Below are 15,017 nucleotides of genomic sequence, written 5' to 3'. Positions count from 1 at the left end.
CTCTGGTTTCCGAGGAACCAGGAACAGCCCCCGTGAAGTCCCGTAAGGGACGGCGCGCCCACGAAGGGCCTGCCGTTCCTACGCCACGGCCGCTACGCCATGGCGGTCAGACCGCGACGATCACGCCGGGACGATGTTGACCAGCTTCGGCGCGCGGACGATCACCTTGCGCACCTCCGCACCGCCCAGCGACTTCACGATCACGGGCTCGGCCAGGGCCAGGGCTTCCAGCTCGGACTCGGAGACCGAGGGCGACACCTCCAGCCTGGCCTTGACCTTGCCCTTGACCTGTACGACGCAGGTCACGGCCTCGTCCACCAGGTAGGCCGGGTCGGCGACGGGGAAGTCCTCGTAGACGACCGACTCCTCGTGGCCCAGCTTGCGCCACAGCTCCTCGGCGATGTGCGGAGCCAGCGGGGCGATCAGCAGCACCATGGTCTCGACCACGGAGCGGGGCACCTCGCGCAGCTTCGTGACGTGGTTGTTCAGCTCCGTGATCTTGGCGATCGCGGTGTTGAATCGCAGGCCGGCCATGTCCTGGGTGACGCCGTCGATCGCCTTGTGCACCGCGCGCAGCGTGGCCTCGTCCGGCTCGGTGTCGACTACGGTGACCTCGCCCGTCGCCTCGTCCACGGCGTTGCGCCACAGCCGTTGCAGCAGCCGGAACTGACCCACGACGGCGCGGGTGTCCCAGGGCCGGGAGACATCCAGCGGGCCCATGGCCATCTCGTACAGCCGCAGGGTGTCGGCGCCGTAGTCCGTGCAGATCTCGTCCGGGGTGACGGCGTTCTTCAGGGACTTGCCCATCTTGCCCAGCAGACGGCTGACCCTCTCGCCCTGGTAGTAGTACGCGCCGTCGCGCTCCTCCACCTCGGCGGCCGGTACGGCGATGCCGCGCGCGTCCCGGTAGACGTACGCCTGGATCATGCCCTGGTTGTACAGCTTGTGGAACGGCTCGGCGGACGAGATGTGGCCCAGGTCGTGCAGCACCTTCGACCAGAAACGCGCGTACAGCAGGTGCAGCACGGCGTGCTCGGCACCGCCCACGTACAGGTCGACACCGCCCTTCGGCTGCCCCTCCCGCGGGCCCATCCAATAGCGCTCGATCTCAGGGTCGACCAGCTTCTCGTCGTTCCGCGGATCCAGATAGCGCAGCTCGTACCAGCAGGAACCCGCCCAGTTGGGCATGGTGTTGGTCTCCCGCCGGAAGCGGCGCGGGCCCTTGCCGTCGCCCAGGTCCAGGGTGACGTTGGTCCACTCCTCGTTCCGGGACAGCGGGGTCTCCGGCGAGGTGTTCGCGTCGTCCGGGTCGAAGGTGCGCGGGGAGTAGTCCTCGACCTCCGGCAGCTCCAGCGGCAGCATCGACTCGGGCAGCGCGTGCGCGATGCCGTCCTCGTCGTAGACGATCGGAAACGGCTCGCCCCAGTAGCGCTGCCTGCTGAACAGCCAGTCGCGCAGCCGGTAGTTGACGGTGCCCTCACCCAGCCCGTGCTCCTCCAGCCACTGCCGCATCCGCTCCTTGGCCTCGTGCACGCCCAGGCCGTCCAGGGAGATGTCGTGGTCGCTGGAGTTGACGATGGTCGCGTCGTACGAGCCGAACGCGTTCTCCCAGGTCGAGGTGTCCGTCCCGCGGCCGTCGGTGGGCTCGACGACACAGCGCAGGGGCAGCTCGAAGGCGCGCGCGAACTCGAAGTCGCGCTGGTCGTGCGCGGGAACGGCCATGATCGCGCCGGTGCCGTAGCCCATCAGCACATAGTCGGCGATGAAGACCGGCACCTTCTCCTGGCTGACCGGGTTGGTGGCGTAGACACCGGTGAAGACACCGGTCTTGTCCTTGGCCTCCGCCTGACGCTCCACGTCCGACTTGGCCTCCGCCTGCGCCCGGTACGCGGCGACAGCCTCGGCCGGTGTCGCGTGGCCGCCGGTCCACACCTGGTGGGTGTCCTCGGGCCAGACTTCGGGGGCGAAGGACTCGACCAGCGGATGCTCGGGCGCCAGCACCAGGTAGGTGGCGCCGAACAGGGTGTCCTGGCGAGTGGTGAAGACGTCGATGTGCGTGTCCCCGACGGGGAAGCTGATCCGGGCGCCCTCGCTGCGGCCGATCCAGTTGCGCTGCTGCAGCTTGATCGCCTCGGGCCAGTCCAGGTCATCCAGGTCGTCCACCAGGCGGTCGGCGTAGGCGGTGATCCGCATGTTCCACTGCCGCAGCTTCGCCTTGAAGACGGGGAAGTTGCCGCGCTCGGAGCGGCCGTCGGCGGTGACCTCCTCGTTGGCCAGCACGGTGCCCAGGCCGGGGCTCCAGTTGACCGGCGCGTCGGAGGCGTAGGCCAGCCGGTACTCGCCCAGCAGGTCGGCCCGCTCCCGCTCACTCAGCTCGCTCCAGGCTCCCCAGCCCTCCGGCGTCTTACGGGCGCCCGAGGCGAACTGCTCGACCAGCTCCTCGATGGGGCGTGCCTTGCGCGCCTCGGTGTCGTACCAGGAGTTGAAGATCTGCAGGAAGATCCACTGGGTCCAGCGGTAGTACGAGGGGTCGATCGTCGCGAACGACCTGCGCTGGTCGTGCCCCAGGCCCAGGCGGCGCAGCTGGGCCGTCATCTGGACGATGTTGGCCTCGGTCGACGTACGCGGGTGGGTGCCCGTCTGGACGGCGTACTGCTCGGCGGGCAGACCGAAGGCGTCGAAACCCAGGGTGTGCAGCACGTTGTGCCCGGTCATTCGCGCATAGCGGGCGTAGACATCCGTGGCGATGTAGCCCAGGGGGTGCCCGACGTGCAGCCCCGCACCCGAGGGGTAGGGGAACATGTCCATGATGAACTTCTTCGGCTTGGCAGCCTGCTCCGGGGCGCCGCCCAGCGAGCCCTCGCCGGGGTTGGGCGCCTCATAGGTGCCGTGCTTCTCCCAGAAGTCCTGCCAGCGTGCCTCGATGTCGGCGGCCAGGGCCGCCGTGTAGCGATAAGGGGCCGCGATCTCGGCGGCGGTGGTCGTCTCGCTCATCGTCCTCAAAGCTCCATCGGTCGTCTCTGCCCAGCTCTCCTGAAACGAAAAAACCCCTCGCACAGGAGGGGGAGCCGCGCCGACCCCGGTCCGCGGGAGAGGGACCGGTGCTGATTCAGCGCGGCTCGCTAAGCAGAAGGCGTACGGCACGCATAGGGCACAGGGTACCGCACCCCCCGAACCCCCGCCTGGAGACCACCTACAGGCCCAAGACGAGAGACCACCCACAGACAAGAGGGCCGAACCCTCGTACCGGCTGGACCGAACCCTCACACCGGCAGGAGCCCTCACGTCGAGAAGACGGAGCCCTCACATCGAGGGGGCCACCCTCCAAAGGGGGTGTGGGTGGCGAAGCCCCCACAACGCGGCGAAGCCGCAAAAACAAAGGAAGCGAGGCGGCCAAACCGCCGCAGGCGGTTGGCACACCTCGCTCTCGCTTCTGTGGAGCTAAGGAGAATCGAACTCCTGACCTCTTGCATGCCATGCAAGCGCTCTACCAACTGAGCTATAGCCCCAGATTTCTGGTCCGCCGGGGCTTCCCCGCGGCGGCTTCGCCAGCTTACACGGGGGACACCGCGTTCCGCCAAATCGCTTTCCGATATGCCCCGACCCGGGCCGAGCTGCGACCGGGCAGTTCCGCCCCGGCGGTGCCGGCCGCCGGCCGGTCGATACTGTCGGCTCGTGAGCACGTTGTACCAGGCCGCCGAGAGCAAATGGTCATCGGCGCTCAGGGGATACCTTGGGCTCAAGGGATATCTGCTGCGTCGGCCGGTCACGCTGGCGACAGCCCTGTCCATGGTTTCCTTCGCCGCCTTCTGGGCCGCGCAGCGCACAGCGAACGTCTCGATGATCGACCTGATGGTCTACCGGGCCGAGGGCTGGACCGTGCGCAACGGTTACGACCTGTACTCGATGCGCGCCACCTACGCCGACCTGCCCGCCACCTATCCGCCCTTCGCCGCGCTGCTGTTCCTTCCGCTGACGCTGCTGGACGTGGCCGACATGCGCGGGGTGGCGACGTTCGCCAACCTCGGGCTGCTGGTGGTGCTCATCCATCTGTCGCTGCGACTGCTGGGCCGCCCGCTGCACGTCCCGCGGGGCGCTGCGGCCCTGGGGATCGCCTCGTTCGTGGTGTGGTGCGAACCGGTGTGGACGACGCTGCGCTACGGGCAGATCAACCTGCTGCTGGCCGCATTGGTGCTCTGGGACCTGACCCGCCGCCCGGGGACCCGCTGGGCGGGGATAGGCATCGGCATCGCGGCGGGGATCAAGCTGACGCCCGCGCTGTTCGCCGTTTTCCTCGCACTGTGCGGACTGGTCCAGGGCTGGCGTCGGCTGCGGCGCACAGGGCGCACAACAGCACTGTGGAACCCATGGCTGCGGCAGGCGACGGTCGCGACAGTGACGTTCCTGGGCACCGCCGTGCTGTCCGCAGTGGTGCTGCCGCACGACTCCCGGCGCTTCTGGGGCGGGGCCCTCTTCCAGTCCGACCGGGTGGGGCGTACGGAGATCACCGACAACCAGTCGCTGAGCGGCGTGGCAGCGCGGCTGCTGCACACCGGCGACCCGGGCTGGCTGTGGATGGTGCTGGCTTTCCTGGCGGCCGTGCTCGGCCTGGGGGTGGCCGTGGCAGCGGCTCTGGCGGGGCAGCGCGGGCTGCCGCACGGGACGGCCTGGGCCGCCGTCGCCTGTGCCGTGACCACGCTGCTGATCAGTCCGATCTCCTGGTCGCACCACTGGGTGTGGTGCCTGCCGCTGTTGCTGCTGCTCGGCGCGGAGGCGCAGCGCCGCGGCAGTCGCCGCTGGCTGGCCGGGACACTGCTGACCGGCTTGGTGTTCTGCTCGTACGCGCTGTGGTGGGTTCCGCGTGACGCGGGCTCTTCCCGTCCGCCCGAACTCCACCAGAACGGCGCCCAGATGCTGCTGTCGGCCTGTTATCCGCTCGCAGGGGCGGCGTTCCTGGTCGTCGCGGCCGTGGTGACGAGGGACGCACTGCGCGGACGGGGCTGCGGGCGCGGCCCCGGATGGAGGGAGACGGGAGCGTGGCCGGAGGCCGGAACGGTGACCCGGGCGGGGGCTCAGGCCGTCGCGAAGGAGTAGAAACGCTTCAGCGTGCAGTGGGCCTCCAGCAGGCGGCCGTAGATCGGCTCACCGTCCAGCTCCCGGTAGGTCTCGATCGGGTCGCCCTTTATGATCAGCGCCCGAGCGCAGTCCTCGCACCAGTACTGGTAGTCGCTGTTGACCGGCTCCATGTCACGGACGATCGGGGTGCCGCTGCCGCACCAGTCGCACTTCCTGCTGTGGGCGCCCATCCCTCACTCAGCTCCAGATGTGGCCGCAAGCCGTGCACACGTAGGACACTCCTCCATTGTCGCCGAGCACTTGGGCGACGTTCGCCGAACCGCAGGACGGGCACTGAAGGTTGCACGGAGCGCCCCGGGTGAGCTCCGTACGGGGCGGGGGCCACTTGGGCGCGGGCCCGGAGCCGTCCTCGTCGAGGACCGTCGCCGACATCGCACTCGTCCCTCCCCTTCCCCCTCGGCTCTCCCCCTTCCAGCCGTCACGATTCTGCCACGTTCCGGCGTCCGGCCTAAGGGCCGGTCAGCGATCCCCTGGCAATCCTCTTACCCGGCGCACCAGCCCGTTCAACGGCCCCGCCGCAGCACCGACGAGCGTTCCGGTCAGCAGTGCCGCACAAGTGGCGACGAGCGCGTGGGCCGAGGTGTCGGCGGACGGCGCCGTACCCTCCACCCGCTCCAGGAAGACGGCGCCGAACAGCGCCACCCCGCTCAGCAGTCCGAGCTGCGCGGTGGTCACCAGCAGGCCGCTGGCGTCGGCGGCTTCGCTCTGCCGCACGCTCGACAGCGTGCGCGACAATACGGGGTTGTAGGCGAGGGACATCCCGATGCCGCTGACGGCCTGGCAGACGTAGAGCCATGCACCGCCGTCGCCGCCGTCCGACAGCAGCACCCCCAGCAACCCGAACGAGGCCGCGGTGGTCAGGAACCCGGCGGCCGACAGCCGCGGGTGCCAGGACTGCGGGAGGCGTCGCCAGTTCGTACCGACCAAGGCGAACAGCACGGCCGTCGGCACCATCGAGAACCCGGCCAGCAGTGCGCTCTTCCCCAGTCCGCTCTGCAGGTGCAGCATCAGCACCAGGACGAATCCGGCGTTGACGGCCATCATGCAGAAGATCCGTACGACGGCCAGTGGTACGCCCGGCGCCCGCAGCACCAGCGGCGAGATCAGCGGCCTGCCGCCGCGCCGGGCCAGCAGTATCTCGTAGCGCGCGAAGGCCGGGACGAGAGCGGCGCACAGGGCCAGGGAGACCCATCCCCACAGCGGCCAGCCCTGCTCCCGTCCGAGCACCACGGGGACGGTGAACAGCAGCAGCACCGCACCGAGCAGTACCAGCCCCGGCAGATCCAGCGCGCGCCGCTCCTCGGTGCCGCCCCTGGCCTCACCGCGTACGTCCATCAGCCAGGGCGCCAGGGCGAGCAGGGCGAGGCCCACCGGAACGTTGATCAGGAAGACCGGGCGCCACCCCCAGCCGAACAGGTCGGCGCTCACCAGCACCCCGCCCAGCAGTTGCCCCGCCGCCGCACCGACCCCGAGCACGGCCGCGTAGGCACCCAGCGCGCGGGTGCGGGCGAGCCCGGTGAAGGTGCGCTGGATCAGGCTGAGCACCTGCGGCAGCATCGCGGCGCCGCCCGCGCCCTGCACCAGCCGGAAGGCGATCAGCTGGCCGGTGCCCGTCGCCAGTCCGCAGGCCAGCGAGGCGGCGGTGAAGAGGGCGAGGCCGGCCAGGAACACCCGGCTGTGGCCCAGCAGGGCCCCCAGCCGCGCCCCGGTGATCAGCAGCACCGCGTAGGCGATGGTGTAACCCGCGATCACCAGTTGGAGCCCGGCGCCTGAGGCGTGCAGGTCCGCGCGTAGGTCAGGGGCGGCGACATTGACGATGAAGGTGTCCAGCAGCGCCATGAACTGGCCGGTGAGCACGATCGCCAGCAGCCACCCGGGATGCGGGCCGCGACGTGCGGTGCCGGGTCCACTGTCAGTGGCGTGCTCTTTACTGAGAATGCGGTCGTCGGGAATCCGGCGCTCGGAGGCGGTACTTGCTGCCGGGACGGAAGTCCGCGCGGCCGGAGCCGGAGAAGCGGAAGACGAAGGAGCGAAGGTCATGCACCGAGCCTGGCCGGGGCGGGCCGAAGGTCCCGAGAGCCCCGCGATGCTGGTACTGACAGCACCTGGCAGCCGGTTCGCGCTGCCGCGACGATGGGGGATGTGACAGTCATCGCCGAGACAGGAACGGAGCCACGAGCAGCGGGCACCGCCGCCGGAACGTCGCGTTCGGCGGCCCGGCGCCGCCGGTCCGAGCTGGCCGCATTTCTGCGTGGCCGTCGCGCTCGGGTCTCCCCCGCCGACGTCGGGATGCCCGCCGGCCCCCGCCGCCGCACCCCGGGGCTGCGCCGCGAGGAGGTCGCCCAGCTCTCCGGCGTGGGGGTGACCTGGTACACGTGGCTGGAGCAGGGCCGGCCGATCAACGCGAGCGCACAGGTCCTGGACGCGGTGGCCCGCACGCTGGGCCTGGACGAGGCCGAGCGCGAGCATCTGTACCACCTGGCGGAGGTGCCCCACCCACCGTCCCCGGAGCGGATCGCCGAGACCGTCGAGCCGGAGGTCCACCGCATCCTCGGCGCGATGGACCCGATGCCCGCCGTGGTCTACAACGGCCGGTACGACGTGCTGGCCGCCAACGGCGGCTATCGCAACCTCTTCCCGGTCCTGGATCTGGTGGGCCAGCCCGAACGCAACGTGCTGTGGCAGCAGTTCGTGACGATGCCGCCGTGCTGCTGCCCGATCCTCAACCGCGAGGCGGAGCTGTCGCTGATGGTGGCCACGCTGCGCGGTACGTACGGCCGGCACGTCGGCGAGGCTCCCTGGGAGCAGTTCATCAGCCGCATGTGCGAGGCGAGCGAGGAGTTCACACAGCTGTGGCGCAGCGGTGATGTGGCCCCGCCCGGAGCGCGGATCAAGCTGGTGCAGCACGCCTCGGTCGGTCAGCTGCGGCTCAGCTCGACCTCGCTCCAGATCAGCGGCGCCGCCGAGACGCGGATCGTGGCCTATGTGCCGCACGACGACGAGACCGAGGAGCTGCTCGCGCGGCTGCGGACGACAGAAGACCCCATGATCGGCTGCCCGGAGCACGCCCAGCCGCTGTCGCGCATACGCGAGCGGCTGCTGCGCGCGAGCCGACGGAAGTCGAAGGAGCTGTGCACGATGGGCGTAGACGTAGACGTAGACATGGATGTGGACGTGGACTGAACGCCAGGAGCGCCCCCGCCCCCGGGCGCACACAGGCACACAGGCACAGCAAAAATCCCGCCCTCCGTGGCGGCGGAGGACGGGATTCGAGAGGTTCGTGTGGAGCTAAGGAGAATCGAACTCCTGACCTCTTGCATGCCATGCAAGCGCTCTACCAACTGAGCTATAGCCCCGCGGACCGGCGCCGGAGCGCCGAGAACGAGATGCAGCTTAGCTGGTGGCCGGACCGAATGAGAAATCCGGCTGCCCGCCACCACTCCCTCGACCGCCCTGCGGCCGCCCGTGGGCGTCCTCAGTCGTCGTCGCCGAGCACCGGCTCGGGCAGGCTGCCCGCGTTGTGCTCCAGCAGCCGCCAGCCGCGCACCGTCTCGCCCAGGACGGACCAGCTGCAATTGGACAGCCCGCCCAGCGCCTCCCAGGTGCCCGGCGGCAACCCGATGAGCCGCCCGATGGTGGTGCGGATGGTGCCGCCGTGGCTGACGACGACGAGCGTGCCGCCGTCCGGCAGCTTGTCCACGCCGCGCTCGACCACGGGCGCAGCCCGCTCGGCGACCTCGGTCTCCAGCTCACCGCCGCCCCGGCGCACCGGCTCGCCCCGCTTCCAGGCGGCGTACTGCTCGCCGAAGCGGGCGACGATCTCCTCGTGCGTGAGGCCCTGCCAGTCGCCCGCGTACGTCTCCCGCAGGCCCTCGTCGTGCGTGACGTCGAGCCCGGTCAGCGCGGCCAGCTCGGCGGCCGTGGCGGTGGTGCGCTTCAGGTCCGAGGCGAGGATCGCGTCCGGACGCAGTCCGGCCAGCAGCCGCGCAGCGCGCCGCGCCTGGTCGAGACCGGCGTCGGTGAGCGGGATGTCCGTCGAGCCCTGGAAGCGGCGTTCGAGGTTCCACGCGGTCTGGCCGTGGCGCCACAGAACGATTTTGCGGTTCCGTACCGCCCCCGTGCCGTTCAGCGCAGCTCTCCGTCCAGTTCGTCCACCTGCTCGGCGCCTGCCGCCACCGCGTTCGCGTGCTCGGCGGCCCTGCCGCGGGTCGCCTTGGCGTCCTCGGGCAGCTCCAGCTGCGGGCAGTCCTTCCACAGCCGCTCCAGAGCGTAGAAGACGCGCTCCTCGCTGTGCTGGACGTGGACGACGATGTCGACGTAGTCGAGGAGCACCCAGCGGCCGTCACGCTCGCCCTCGCGGCGGGCGGGCTTGGCGCCCAGCTCCTTGTTCAGCCGCTCCTCGATCTCGTCGACGATGCCCTTGACCTGCCGGTCGTTGGGCGCCGATGCGAGCAGGAAGGCGTCGGTGATGGCGAGCACGTCGCTGACGTCGTAGGCGACGATGTCGTGCGCGAGCTTGTCGGCCGCCGCCTGGGCGGCGGTGTTGATCAGCTCGAGGGAACGGTCCGTGGCGGTCACAGGCAAGGCTTTCGGGTCGGAAACATCTCGTGTTCCAGGGTCTCACGGCCGCGCGACCGGATTTCAGCCTTGTCGGCGCGGCCGTTCCTCGTCGGGCCTTTCTCGTCGCGGCCGGTCCCGGGTCACGGAGCCGGCTCGGCGGGTCAGCCCCGGTAGTCGCCTCCCAGCAGGACCGTGACGTCCGCGTTGGCGGCGCCCCTGGCCTTGCGGACCGCGCTGCCGGGCAGCCCCAGCGTCTTGGCGATCTCCTGCGCCTTGGCCTGCTGCCCGGCCTCCGCATAGGTCACCAGCGACCTGGTGCGGGTGGTGCCCGTGCCGCCCTTGACGACGGTGTAGCCGCCGTTGACCAGCGCGGCGGAGGCGGCGTTGTCCAGGCCGCGCTTGCCGGTGGCGTTCTTCAGGCTCACCCGGGGCGCCGCGTCGGGATCGGAGTTCTTGACGCTGCCGCCGAGCACCTTCTTGACGACCTCGTCGCTGACCTGCGGACTGAGCGTCCCGTCAGCCCGTACGGGCAGGGTCCTGGTGCGGTAGTCGCTCTGCTTGGCGTGGTTCGCCAGCTTGGCCAGGGAGGCGCCCAGCTGGGCCTCGGAGAGCGAGGGGTCGGGGATCTGGCCGAGGGACTCGACGGTCTTGGTGACCGCTCCCGTGTCGCTGGAGAGCTTTTTGAGCACCGCCTGCATGACCTGCCCGAACCGGGCGAGCTGCTTGGTCTGGAGCTCGCCCTGGGCCCGGTACGTGGCGTAGGCGACGGCGGCCCGACCGTCCAGGTCCTGGTTGCTGCCCCGCTTGACCTGCGGCGCTTCGCCCTTCTTCGCGCTGGGCACGGTGGTGTCGGTGTTCACCGCGATACCGCCGACGAGCTCGACGAGGTTCTCCAGATACGGGGTGTCCAGCCGCCAGGTGCCCTTGATACCGGAGCCGAGCAGGGTGTTCAGGGAGTCGCGGGTGGGCCCGGCGCCCTCGTCCTCCACGGACTTGCCGAGCGTGGTCGTCCTGCCGTCCTCCGTGGAGACGGCCAGCGAGTTCGGCAGCAGCACGGTGGAGCCCTGGCCCGCGCCCTCGTTGTCCACGAGCAGCGCCGTGGAGCTGACGCCGCCCCGCTCGCGCAGGTGCACCACGATGACGTCCCGGTGTGCGCCGGCCGCGGTGCCGCCCTTGCCCTGGCCGTCACCGGTGCCCGGAAGCATGCCCGCGTACCAGAGGTAGCCCACGCCGCCCGCCAGCAGCAGCGCGAGGACGACGACGAGCGCGACGACGCGGTTGCGGCCCTTGCGCTTGGCTTCCTCGCGGCGCTCGGTGCGGCTCTCGGTGAATTTGAGCCAGTCGATGACGTCCTCGGAGTCGTCGCTGGTCTCCTCGACGAACGAGAATTGCTCGGTACGGTAGTCGTCCGCCGGGCCGGAGGAGGGCTTCGCCTGGCCGGAAGCGGCACCGATGGCACTGCCCGGAGTGGTGCCGGGAGTGGTTTGTCCGGCCGCCGCCTCGGCCACCGACTGCCCGGACTGCTGCTGCGCGTACTGCTGGGGCTCGACGTACTGCTGGGGCGCGTACTGCTGCCCGCCGTACTGCTCGTGCTGCTGCTCGTGCTGCGGCGGCTGCCCCTGGGTGGGCACCCAGTCGGTCTGCTGCGGCGGCTGCGGCTCGGTGTACTGCGGGGTCTGCTGCGGCTGCGGGGGCTGCTGCGCGTACGGGTCGTATGTGTCGTAGTAGCCGCCCTGCTGGGACGTGTAGCCCGCATACGGGTCGTACGACGGGTACGACGCGTCCGGTCCGACCTGTCCGTCGTACGGATCAGCGCCGGGGCCCTCCTGCTGCGCTTCCTGTCGGCGGTATACGGGCCTGCCGTACTCGTCGTAGCCGGTGATCTCGGGCTGCCGACCGTACGGGTCGTATCCGTAGCCGTCGCTCACGCTCGCGAGTCCCCCTCCGTGCCGCCCCCGTCCTGCCGGTACAGCGCACGCTTGTTGATGTACCGCACAACGCCGTCAGGGACCAGGTACCAGACCGGATCCCCGCGTTCCACCCGGGCACGGCAGTCCGTGGAGGAGATGGCCAGCGCAGGCACCTCCACCAGGGAGACGCCGCCCTGCGGCAGCCCCGGGTCGGCCAGCGCGTGCCCGGGGCGGGTGACGCCGATGAAGTGGGCCAGCGAGAACAGCTCTTCGGTGTTGCGCCAGCTCAGGATCTGCGACAGGGCGTCGGCGCCCGTGATGAAGAACAGGTCCGTGTCCGGATTGGCCTCGGCGAGCTCGCGCAGCGTATCGATCGTGTACGTCTTGCCACCGCGGTCGATGTCGATCCTGCTGACCGAGAACTGCGGATTCGACGCCGTCGCGATCACCGTCATCAGATAGCGGTCCTCGGCCGGCGAGACCTGCCGGTGGCTCTTCTGCCAGGGCTGCCCGGCCGGCACGAACACCACCTCGTCGAGGTGGAAGCGTGCCGCCACCTCGCTCGCGGCCACCAGGTGACCGTGGTGGATGGGGTCGAAGGTCCCACCCATCACGCCGAGCCGCCGCTTACCGGTCCCGGGCACTATGTCCTCTCCCATGCGGGACGACTTTACGCTCAGCGATTCCGCTCGGGCTCAGCGATCCCGGTTGAAACGGGTGGTGATCCACAGCAGCAGGAACAGCGCGAGCAGCGCGCCCCCGCCGGTCAGGTACGGGTTCAGGCTCTCGTGCGAACCGCCCTCACCGTGCTCGCCCCCTGAGGCGAGGGTCAGCAGGGCGTCATGTGCGGTGCTGGGCAGAGTCATCGTCGCGGAACCTATCCCGTGAGGCGCGGACAGTGGCTGCGCCGTACCCGTGCCGCGCGCCGGTGAACAACACCGGTGCGGCGCGGAACTGCGCAGCCACATCGTAAGCGGGGACGCTTCGGCGCCTCACCCCGACTCTTCCCGGACTGTTCCGGGACTGTTCCGGACGCAACGGGAAGGCCCCGCTCCGCGTCCCACCCTCTAGTGTGGACAGCCCAGTCGAAGAGGGGGAAACACCATGACAGACGGCACAGGCGGCACGGAGCGCCTGCCCGGCCGCGAGAGGCGGCGCTTTGAGGGGATCTCGTCGCGCGCGTACGAGCACCCGACCGACCGCTCGGCCCTGGTCGCGCTGCGCAAGCTGAGCGGGTTCGACACCGCGGTCAAGGCACTGAGCGGTCTGCTGCCGGAGCGCAGCATGCGACTGCTGTTCCTCTCCGACTCGGTGCGGGTCGGCGACCAGCAGTTCGCCCATCTCAACGCGATGCTGCGGGACGCCTGTTACATCCTGGATCTGGAGAAGATCCCGCCGATGTACGTCACCCAGGATCCGAAGCCGAACGCGATGTGCGTGGGCATGGACGAGCCGATCATCGTCCTCACCACCGGCCTGGTCGAGCTACTGGACGAGGAGGAGATGCGGGCTGTGGTCGGCCACGAGGTCGGGCACGCCCTCTCCGGCCACGCGGTCTACCGGACGATACTGCTGTTCCTTTCCAACCTGGCGTTCAAGGTCGCCTGGATTCCGCTGGGGAACGTCGCAGTCATGGCGCTGGTGACGGCGCTGCGCGAGTGGTTCCGCAAGTCGGAGCTGTCGGCCGACCGCGCCGGGCTGCTGGTGGGCCAGGACCTCCAGGCGTCGATGCGCGGGCTGATGAAGCTGGCGGGCGGCAACCACCTGCACGAGATGAACGTCGACGCCTTCCTGGCGCAGGCCGAGGAGTACGAGGCGGGCGGCGATCTGCGCGACTCCGTACTGAAGATCATGAACGTGCTGCCGCGCTCGCACCCCTTCACCACCGTGCGCGCCGCAGAGCTGAAGAAGTGGGCGGCCAGCCGCGACTACCAGCGGATCATGGACGGCCACTTCCCCAAGCGCTCGGACGACAAGGACACCTCGGTCCGGGACTCCTTCAAGGAGTCGGCGAACCACTACTCCGAGTCGGTGCGCAACAGCAAGGACCCGCTGATGGGCTTCGTCCGCGACCTGGCGGGCGGCGTCGGTGACGTCGGCGGCAGGCTGCGCGACACCTTCACGGGCCGCGGCGCCTCCGGCGGCGGCCAGGACGGCACGAACGGGCACGCTAACGGCTCGGACGGGAAGGACGGTCCGGGCTCGGCTGAGCGTTAGACGCCAGCAGCCCGCACATCGAGGCGGTGGACCGGCCCCGCGCATAGGGGTCGGTCCCCGCCTTTCCCGCGTCCTTGGCCCGCTCGCCCGCCAGCAGCGGTGTCAGCGCGTCGGCGGGATCCTCACCGCAGTTCATCGGCCCGGCGCGCATGGCGACCTGCCGCACGTTGACCTGGTGGTCGCGCAGGTCCTCGCGCTCCAAACGGAAGCGCACCTGGCGGCGTACGGAGAACAGGGATGCGCCCTTGTGCGCGTCCCCGCCCCTGCCCGCCTTTTCGCTCCTGCCCGGGTTCTTCCCGGCGCTCTTGCCCCCGCCGGCCGGGCGTACGGCGTAGACGAAGACGTGGTCCGCGGTGACCTCCAGCCCGTCGCCGACCTCCTGCACCGCGAGGGTGCCGTCGACCCGCACCTTGGTACTGGCCAGGGCCGCCTTGCCGCGGTCGAGGCGGACCATCCAGGCGGTGGCTGCGTGCCGTCCGTCGTTACGGGGTTTCTCCACGCTCTGGTCGAACTGGCGCTGCTGGCGGGCGTTGAGCAGTACGCGCACCGGACGCACCGCGCCGCCGGTGAGCACGTCCGGGTCGAGCGAGCTCTCCACCACGTAGTCCTTGGCCACGGTGAGGGCGGAAAGCACCTGGCTCTCGGAGAAGTGGCCGCTGCTCCGAACGGGTGGCAGTGCCACTCCGTCGGCCCCGGTCGCGAACCGGGCCGCGGGGCTGTTCGCGAACAGATCCGCCGGGGTGCTGCCCGGGACGGGTTCGGTGGGTGCCAGCGGCAGCACTTCGCTGTGCAGCGGCTCGGCGCCGGTCCGCGTGGGGGACCGGTACGGGTTCCGTATGCCCATGTAGATGGCGGTGCCGAAGGCGAGGGCGATCAGCAGCACCAGGATCAGTCCCTGCCGGGAGAGGCCCAGGGCCGTCCTGCCGCTGCGCTCGGCCTCGGGGCGGGCGCGGACCGCGGCGTGCTCCTCGTCCTGGAGCCGCTCCTGCGCCGAGAACTCCTGGAGCCGGGCAGCCTTGATGAACGACTCGTCGAACACCAGGGATCGGTATTCGTCGTCGCCGCCGTTGGGACCGCCGTCGGGCGTCCCGTCAGGAGGATCCACTCGCCCGCCCATAACAACAGGGTAGGACCGACCGGGCGGACGCGAACGGCGCGGCCCCGCCCAACTTGCGGAAACCCGCAGGTCCTGTT

At 70.2% G+C, this 15,017-nt stretch carries 13 protein-coding genes and 2 tRNA genes; 3 read left to right on the top strand and 12 right to left on the bottom strand.

From position 1 onward, the window contains the following. Positions 1–120: 120 nt before the first annotated feature. Together leuS and ACTWP9_RS31175 are read right to left on the bottom strand one after the other, a co-directional pair. Positions 121–2,994, bottom strand: a complete 2,874-nt coding sequence (gene leuS / locus ACTWP9_RS31180; RefSeq protein WP_443249668.1) for a leucine--tRNA ligase — start codon at positions 2,992–2,994, stop codon at positions 121–123. 442 nt (positions 2,995–3,436) lie between these two features. Next, a tRNA-Ala gene (locus ACTWP9_RS31175) sits at positions 3,437–3,509 on the bottom strand. Positions 3,510–3,789: 280 nt separating this feature from the next. Here ACTWP9_RS31175 and ACTWP9_RS31170 point away from each other — a divergent pair. Next, positions 3,790–5,094 (top strand): glycosyltransferase 87 family protein, encoded by a 1,305-nt coding sequence (locus tag ACTWP9_RS31170; RefSeq protein WP_443249674.1) that lies wholly within the window; start codon positions 3,790–3,792, stop codon positions 5,092–5,094. Here ACTWP9_RS31170 and ACTWP9_RS31165 read toward each other — a convergent pair. The 3 genes from ACTWP9_RS31165 to ACTWP9_RS31155 all read right to left on the bottom strand — a co-directional run bounded on the left by ACTWP9_RS31165 (position 5,073) and on the right by ACTWP9_RS31155 (position 7,176). Then, positions 5,073–5,306 (bottom strand): hypothetical protein, encoded by a 234-nt coding sequence (locus ACTWP9_RS31165; protein WP_209241049.1) that lies wholly within the window; start codon positions 5,304–5,306, stop codon positions 5,073–5,075. The genes ACTWP9_RS31170 and ACTWP9_RS31165 overlap by 22 nt on opposite strands. 7 nt (positions 5,307–5,313) lie before the next feature. Then, complete coding sequence (locus tag ACTWP9_RS31160) at positions 5,314–5,508, bottom strand: hypothetical protein (protein WP_443249667.1); 195 nt, start codon at positions 5,506–5,508, stop codon at positions 5,314–5,316. 87 nt (positions 5,509–5,595) lie between these two features. After that, entirely contained in the window at positions 5,596–7,176 is a 1,581-nt protein-coding gene (locus ACTWP9_RS31155; protein ID WP_443249666.1) for an MFS transporter, read from the bottom strand. Between the two features lie 93 nt (positions 7,177–7,269). On the opposite strand from ACTWP9_RS31155, the gene ACTWP9_RS31150 reads away from it, so the two are divergent. Then, positions 7,270–8,319, top strand: a complete 1,050-nt coding sequence (locus ACTWP9_RS31150; protein ID WP_443249665.1) for a helix-turn-helix transcriptional regulator — start codon at positions 7,270–7,272, stop codon at positions 8,317–8,319. Between the two features lie 100 nt (positions 8,320–8,419). Here the strand turns inward: ACTWP9_RS31150 and ACTWP9_RS31145 are convergent. The 6 genes from ACTWP9_RS31145 to ACTWP9_RS31120 form a co-directional block, all read right to left on the bottom strand. Next, positions 8,420–8,492: transfer RNA gene (locus ACTWP9_RS31145), tRNA-Ala, on the bottom strand. A 119-nt stretch (positions 8,493–8,611) separates the two neighbouring features. Further along, positions 8,612–9,265 (bottom strand): histidine phosphatase family protein, encoded by a 654-nt coding sequence (locus ACTWP9_RS31140; protein WP_443249673.1) that lies wholly within the window; start codon positions 9,263–9,265, stop codon positions 8,612–8,614. Then, a complete protein-coding gene (rsfS, locus tag ACTWP9_RS31135) occupies positions 9,262–9,714 on the bottom strand; it encodes a ribosome silencing factor (protein ID WP_443249664.1) in 453 nt (150 codons plus the stop codon). The genes ACTWP9_RS31140 and rsfS overlap by 4 nt, the downstream gene beginning before the upstream one ends. Before the next feature lie 143 nt (positions 9,715–9,857). Then, the gene (locus ACTWP9_RS31130; RefSeq protein ID WP_443249663.1) at positions 9,858–11,624 is read right to left on the bottom strand and encodes a LytR C-terminal domain-containing protein; all 1,767 of its coding nucleotides are present in this window, start codon (positions 11,622–11,624) and stop codon (positions 9,858–9,860) included. Next, the gene (gene nadD / locus ACTWP9_RS31125; RefSeq protein ID WP_443249662.1) at positions 11,621–12,265 is read right to left on the bottom strand and encodes a nicotinate-nucleotide adenylyltransferase; all 645 of its coding nucleotides are present in this window, start codon (positions 12,263–12,265) and stop codon (positions 11,621–11,623) included. Before nadD ends, ACTWP9_RS31130 begins: the two co-directional genes overlap by 4 nt. Positions 12,266–12,301: 36 nt before the next feature. Continuing rightward, positions 12,302–12,472, bottom strand: coding sequence for a hypothetical protein (locus tag ACTWP9_RS31120; RefSeq protein WP_443249661.1), 171 nt, complete (start codon positions 12,470–12,472; stop codon positions 12,302–12,304). A 238-nt stretch (positions 12,473–12,710) separates the two neighbouring features. Here ACTWP9_RS31120 and ACTWP9_RS31115 point away from each other — a divergent pair, with 238 nt between their 5' ends. Beyond that, positions 12,711–13,823 carry a M48 family metallopeptidase gene (locus ACTWP9_RS31115; protein ID WP_443249660.1) on the top strand — a complete coding sequence of 371 codons (1,113 nt, stop codon included), beginning with the start codon at positions 12,711–12,713 and terminating at the stop codon, positions 13,821–13,823. On the opposite strand, the gene ACTWP9_RS31110 is transcribed toward ACTWP9_RS31115, so the two are convergent. Continuing rightward, a complete protein-coding gene (locus ACTWP9_RS31110) occupies positions 13,777–14,940 on the bottom strand; it encodes an SCO2583 family membrane protein (protein WP_443249659.1) in 1,164 nt (387 codons plus the stop codon). The two genes, ACTWP9_RS31115 and ACTWP9_RS31110, sit on opposite strands and share 47 nt — an antisense overlap. Positions 14,941–15,017: the final 77 nt, after the last annotated feature.

Source organism: Streptomyces sp. 3N207 (assembly GCF_052246355.1).
In the GTDB taxonomy this organism is placed as follows: Bacteria; Actinomycetota; Actinomycetes; order Streptomycetales; family Streptomycetaceae; genus Streptomyces.
This window is presented reverse-complemented; position numbering and strand designations above follow the sequence as displayed.

What these genes read in the sequence shown, in the direction of transcription:
- leuS (WP_443249668.1), bottom strand. Translation starts at nt 2,994, where the DNA reads ATGAGCGAGACGACCACCGCCGCCGAGATCGCGGCCCCTTATCGCTAC.
- ACTWP9_RS31170 (WP_443249674.1), top strand. Translation starts at nt 3,790, where the DNA reads ATGGTTTCCTTCGCCGCCTTCTGGGCCGCGCAGCGCACAGCGAACGTC.
- ACTWP9_RS31165 (WP_209241049.1), bottom strand. Translation starts at nt 5,306, where the DNA reads ATGGGCGCCCACAGCAGGAAGTGCGACTGGTGCGGCAGCGGCACCCCG.
- ACTWP9_RS31160 (WP_443249667.1), bottom strand. Translation starts at nt 5,508, where the DNA reads ATGTCGGCGACGGTCCTCGACGAGGACGGCTCCGGGCCCGCGCCCAAG.
- ACTWP9_RS31155 (WP_443249666.1), bottom strand. Translation starts at nt 7,176, where the DNA reads ATGACCTTCGCTCCTTCGTCTTCCGCTTCTCCGGCTCCGGCCGCGCGG.
- ACTWP9_RS31150 (WP_443249665.1), top strand. Translation starts at nt 7,270, where the DNA reads ATGGGGGATGTGACAGTCATCGCCGAGACAGGAACGGAGCCACGAGCA.
- nadD (WP_443249662.1), bottom strand. Translation starts at nt 12,265, where the DNA reads ATGGGAGAGGACATAGTGCCCGGGACCGGTAAGCGGCGGCTCGGCGTG.
- ACTWP9_RS31120 (WP_443249661.1), bottom strand. Translation starts at nt 12,472, where the DNA reads ATGACTCTGCCCAGCACCGCACATGACGCCCTGCTGACCCTCGCCTCA.
- ACTWP9_RS31115 (WP_443249660.1), top strand. Translation starts at nt 12,711, where the DNA reads ATGACAGACGGCACAGGCGGCACGGAGCGCCTGCCCGGCCGCGAGAGG.
- ACTWP9_RS31110 (WP_443249659.1), bottom strand. Translation starts at nt 14,940, where the DNA reads ATGGGCGGGCGAGTGGATCCTCCTGACGGGACGCCCGACGGCGGTCCC.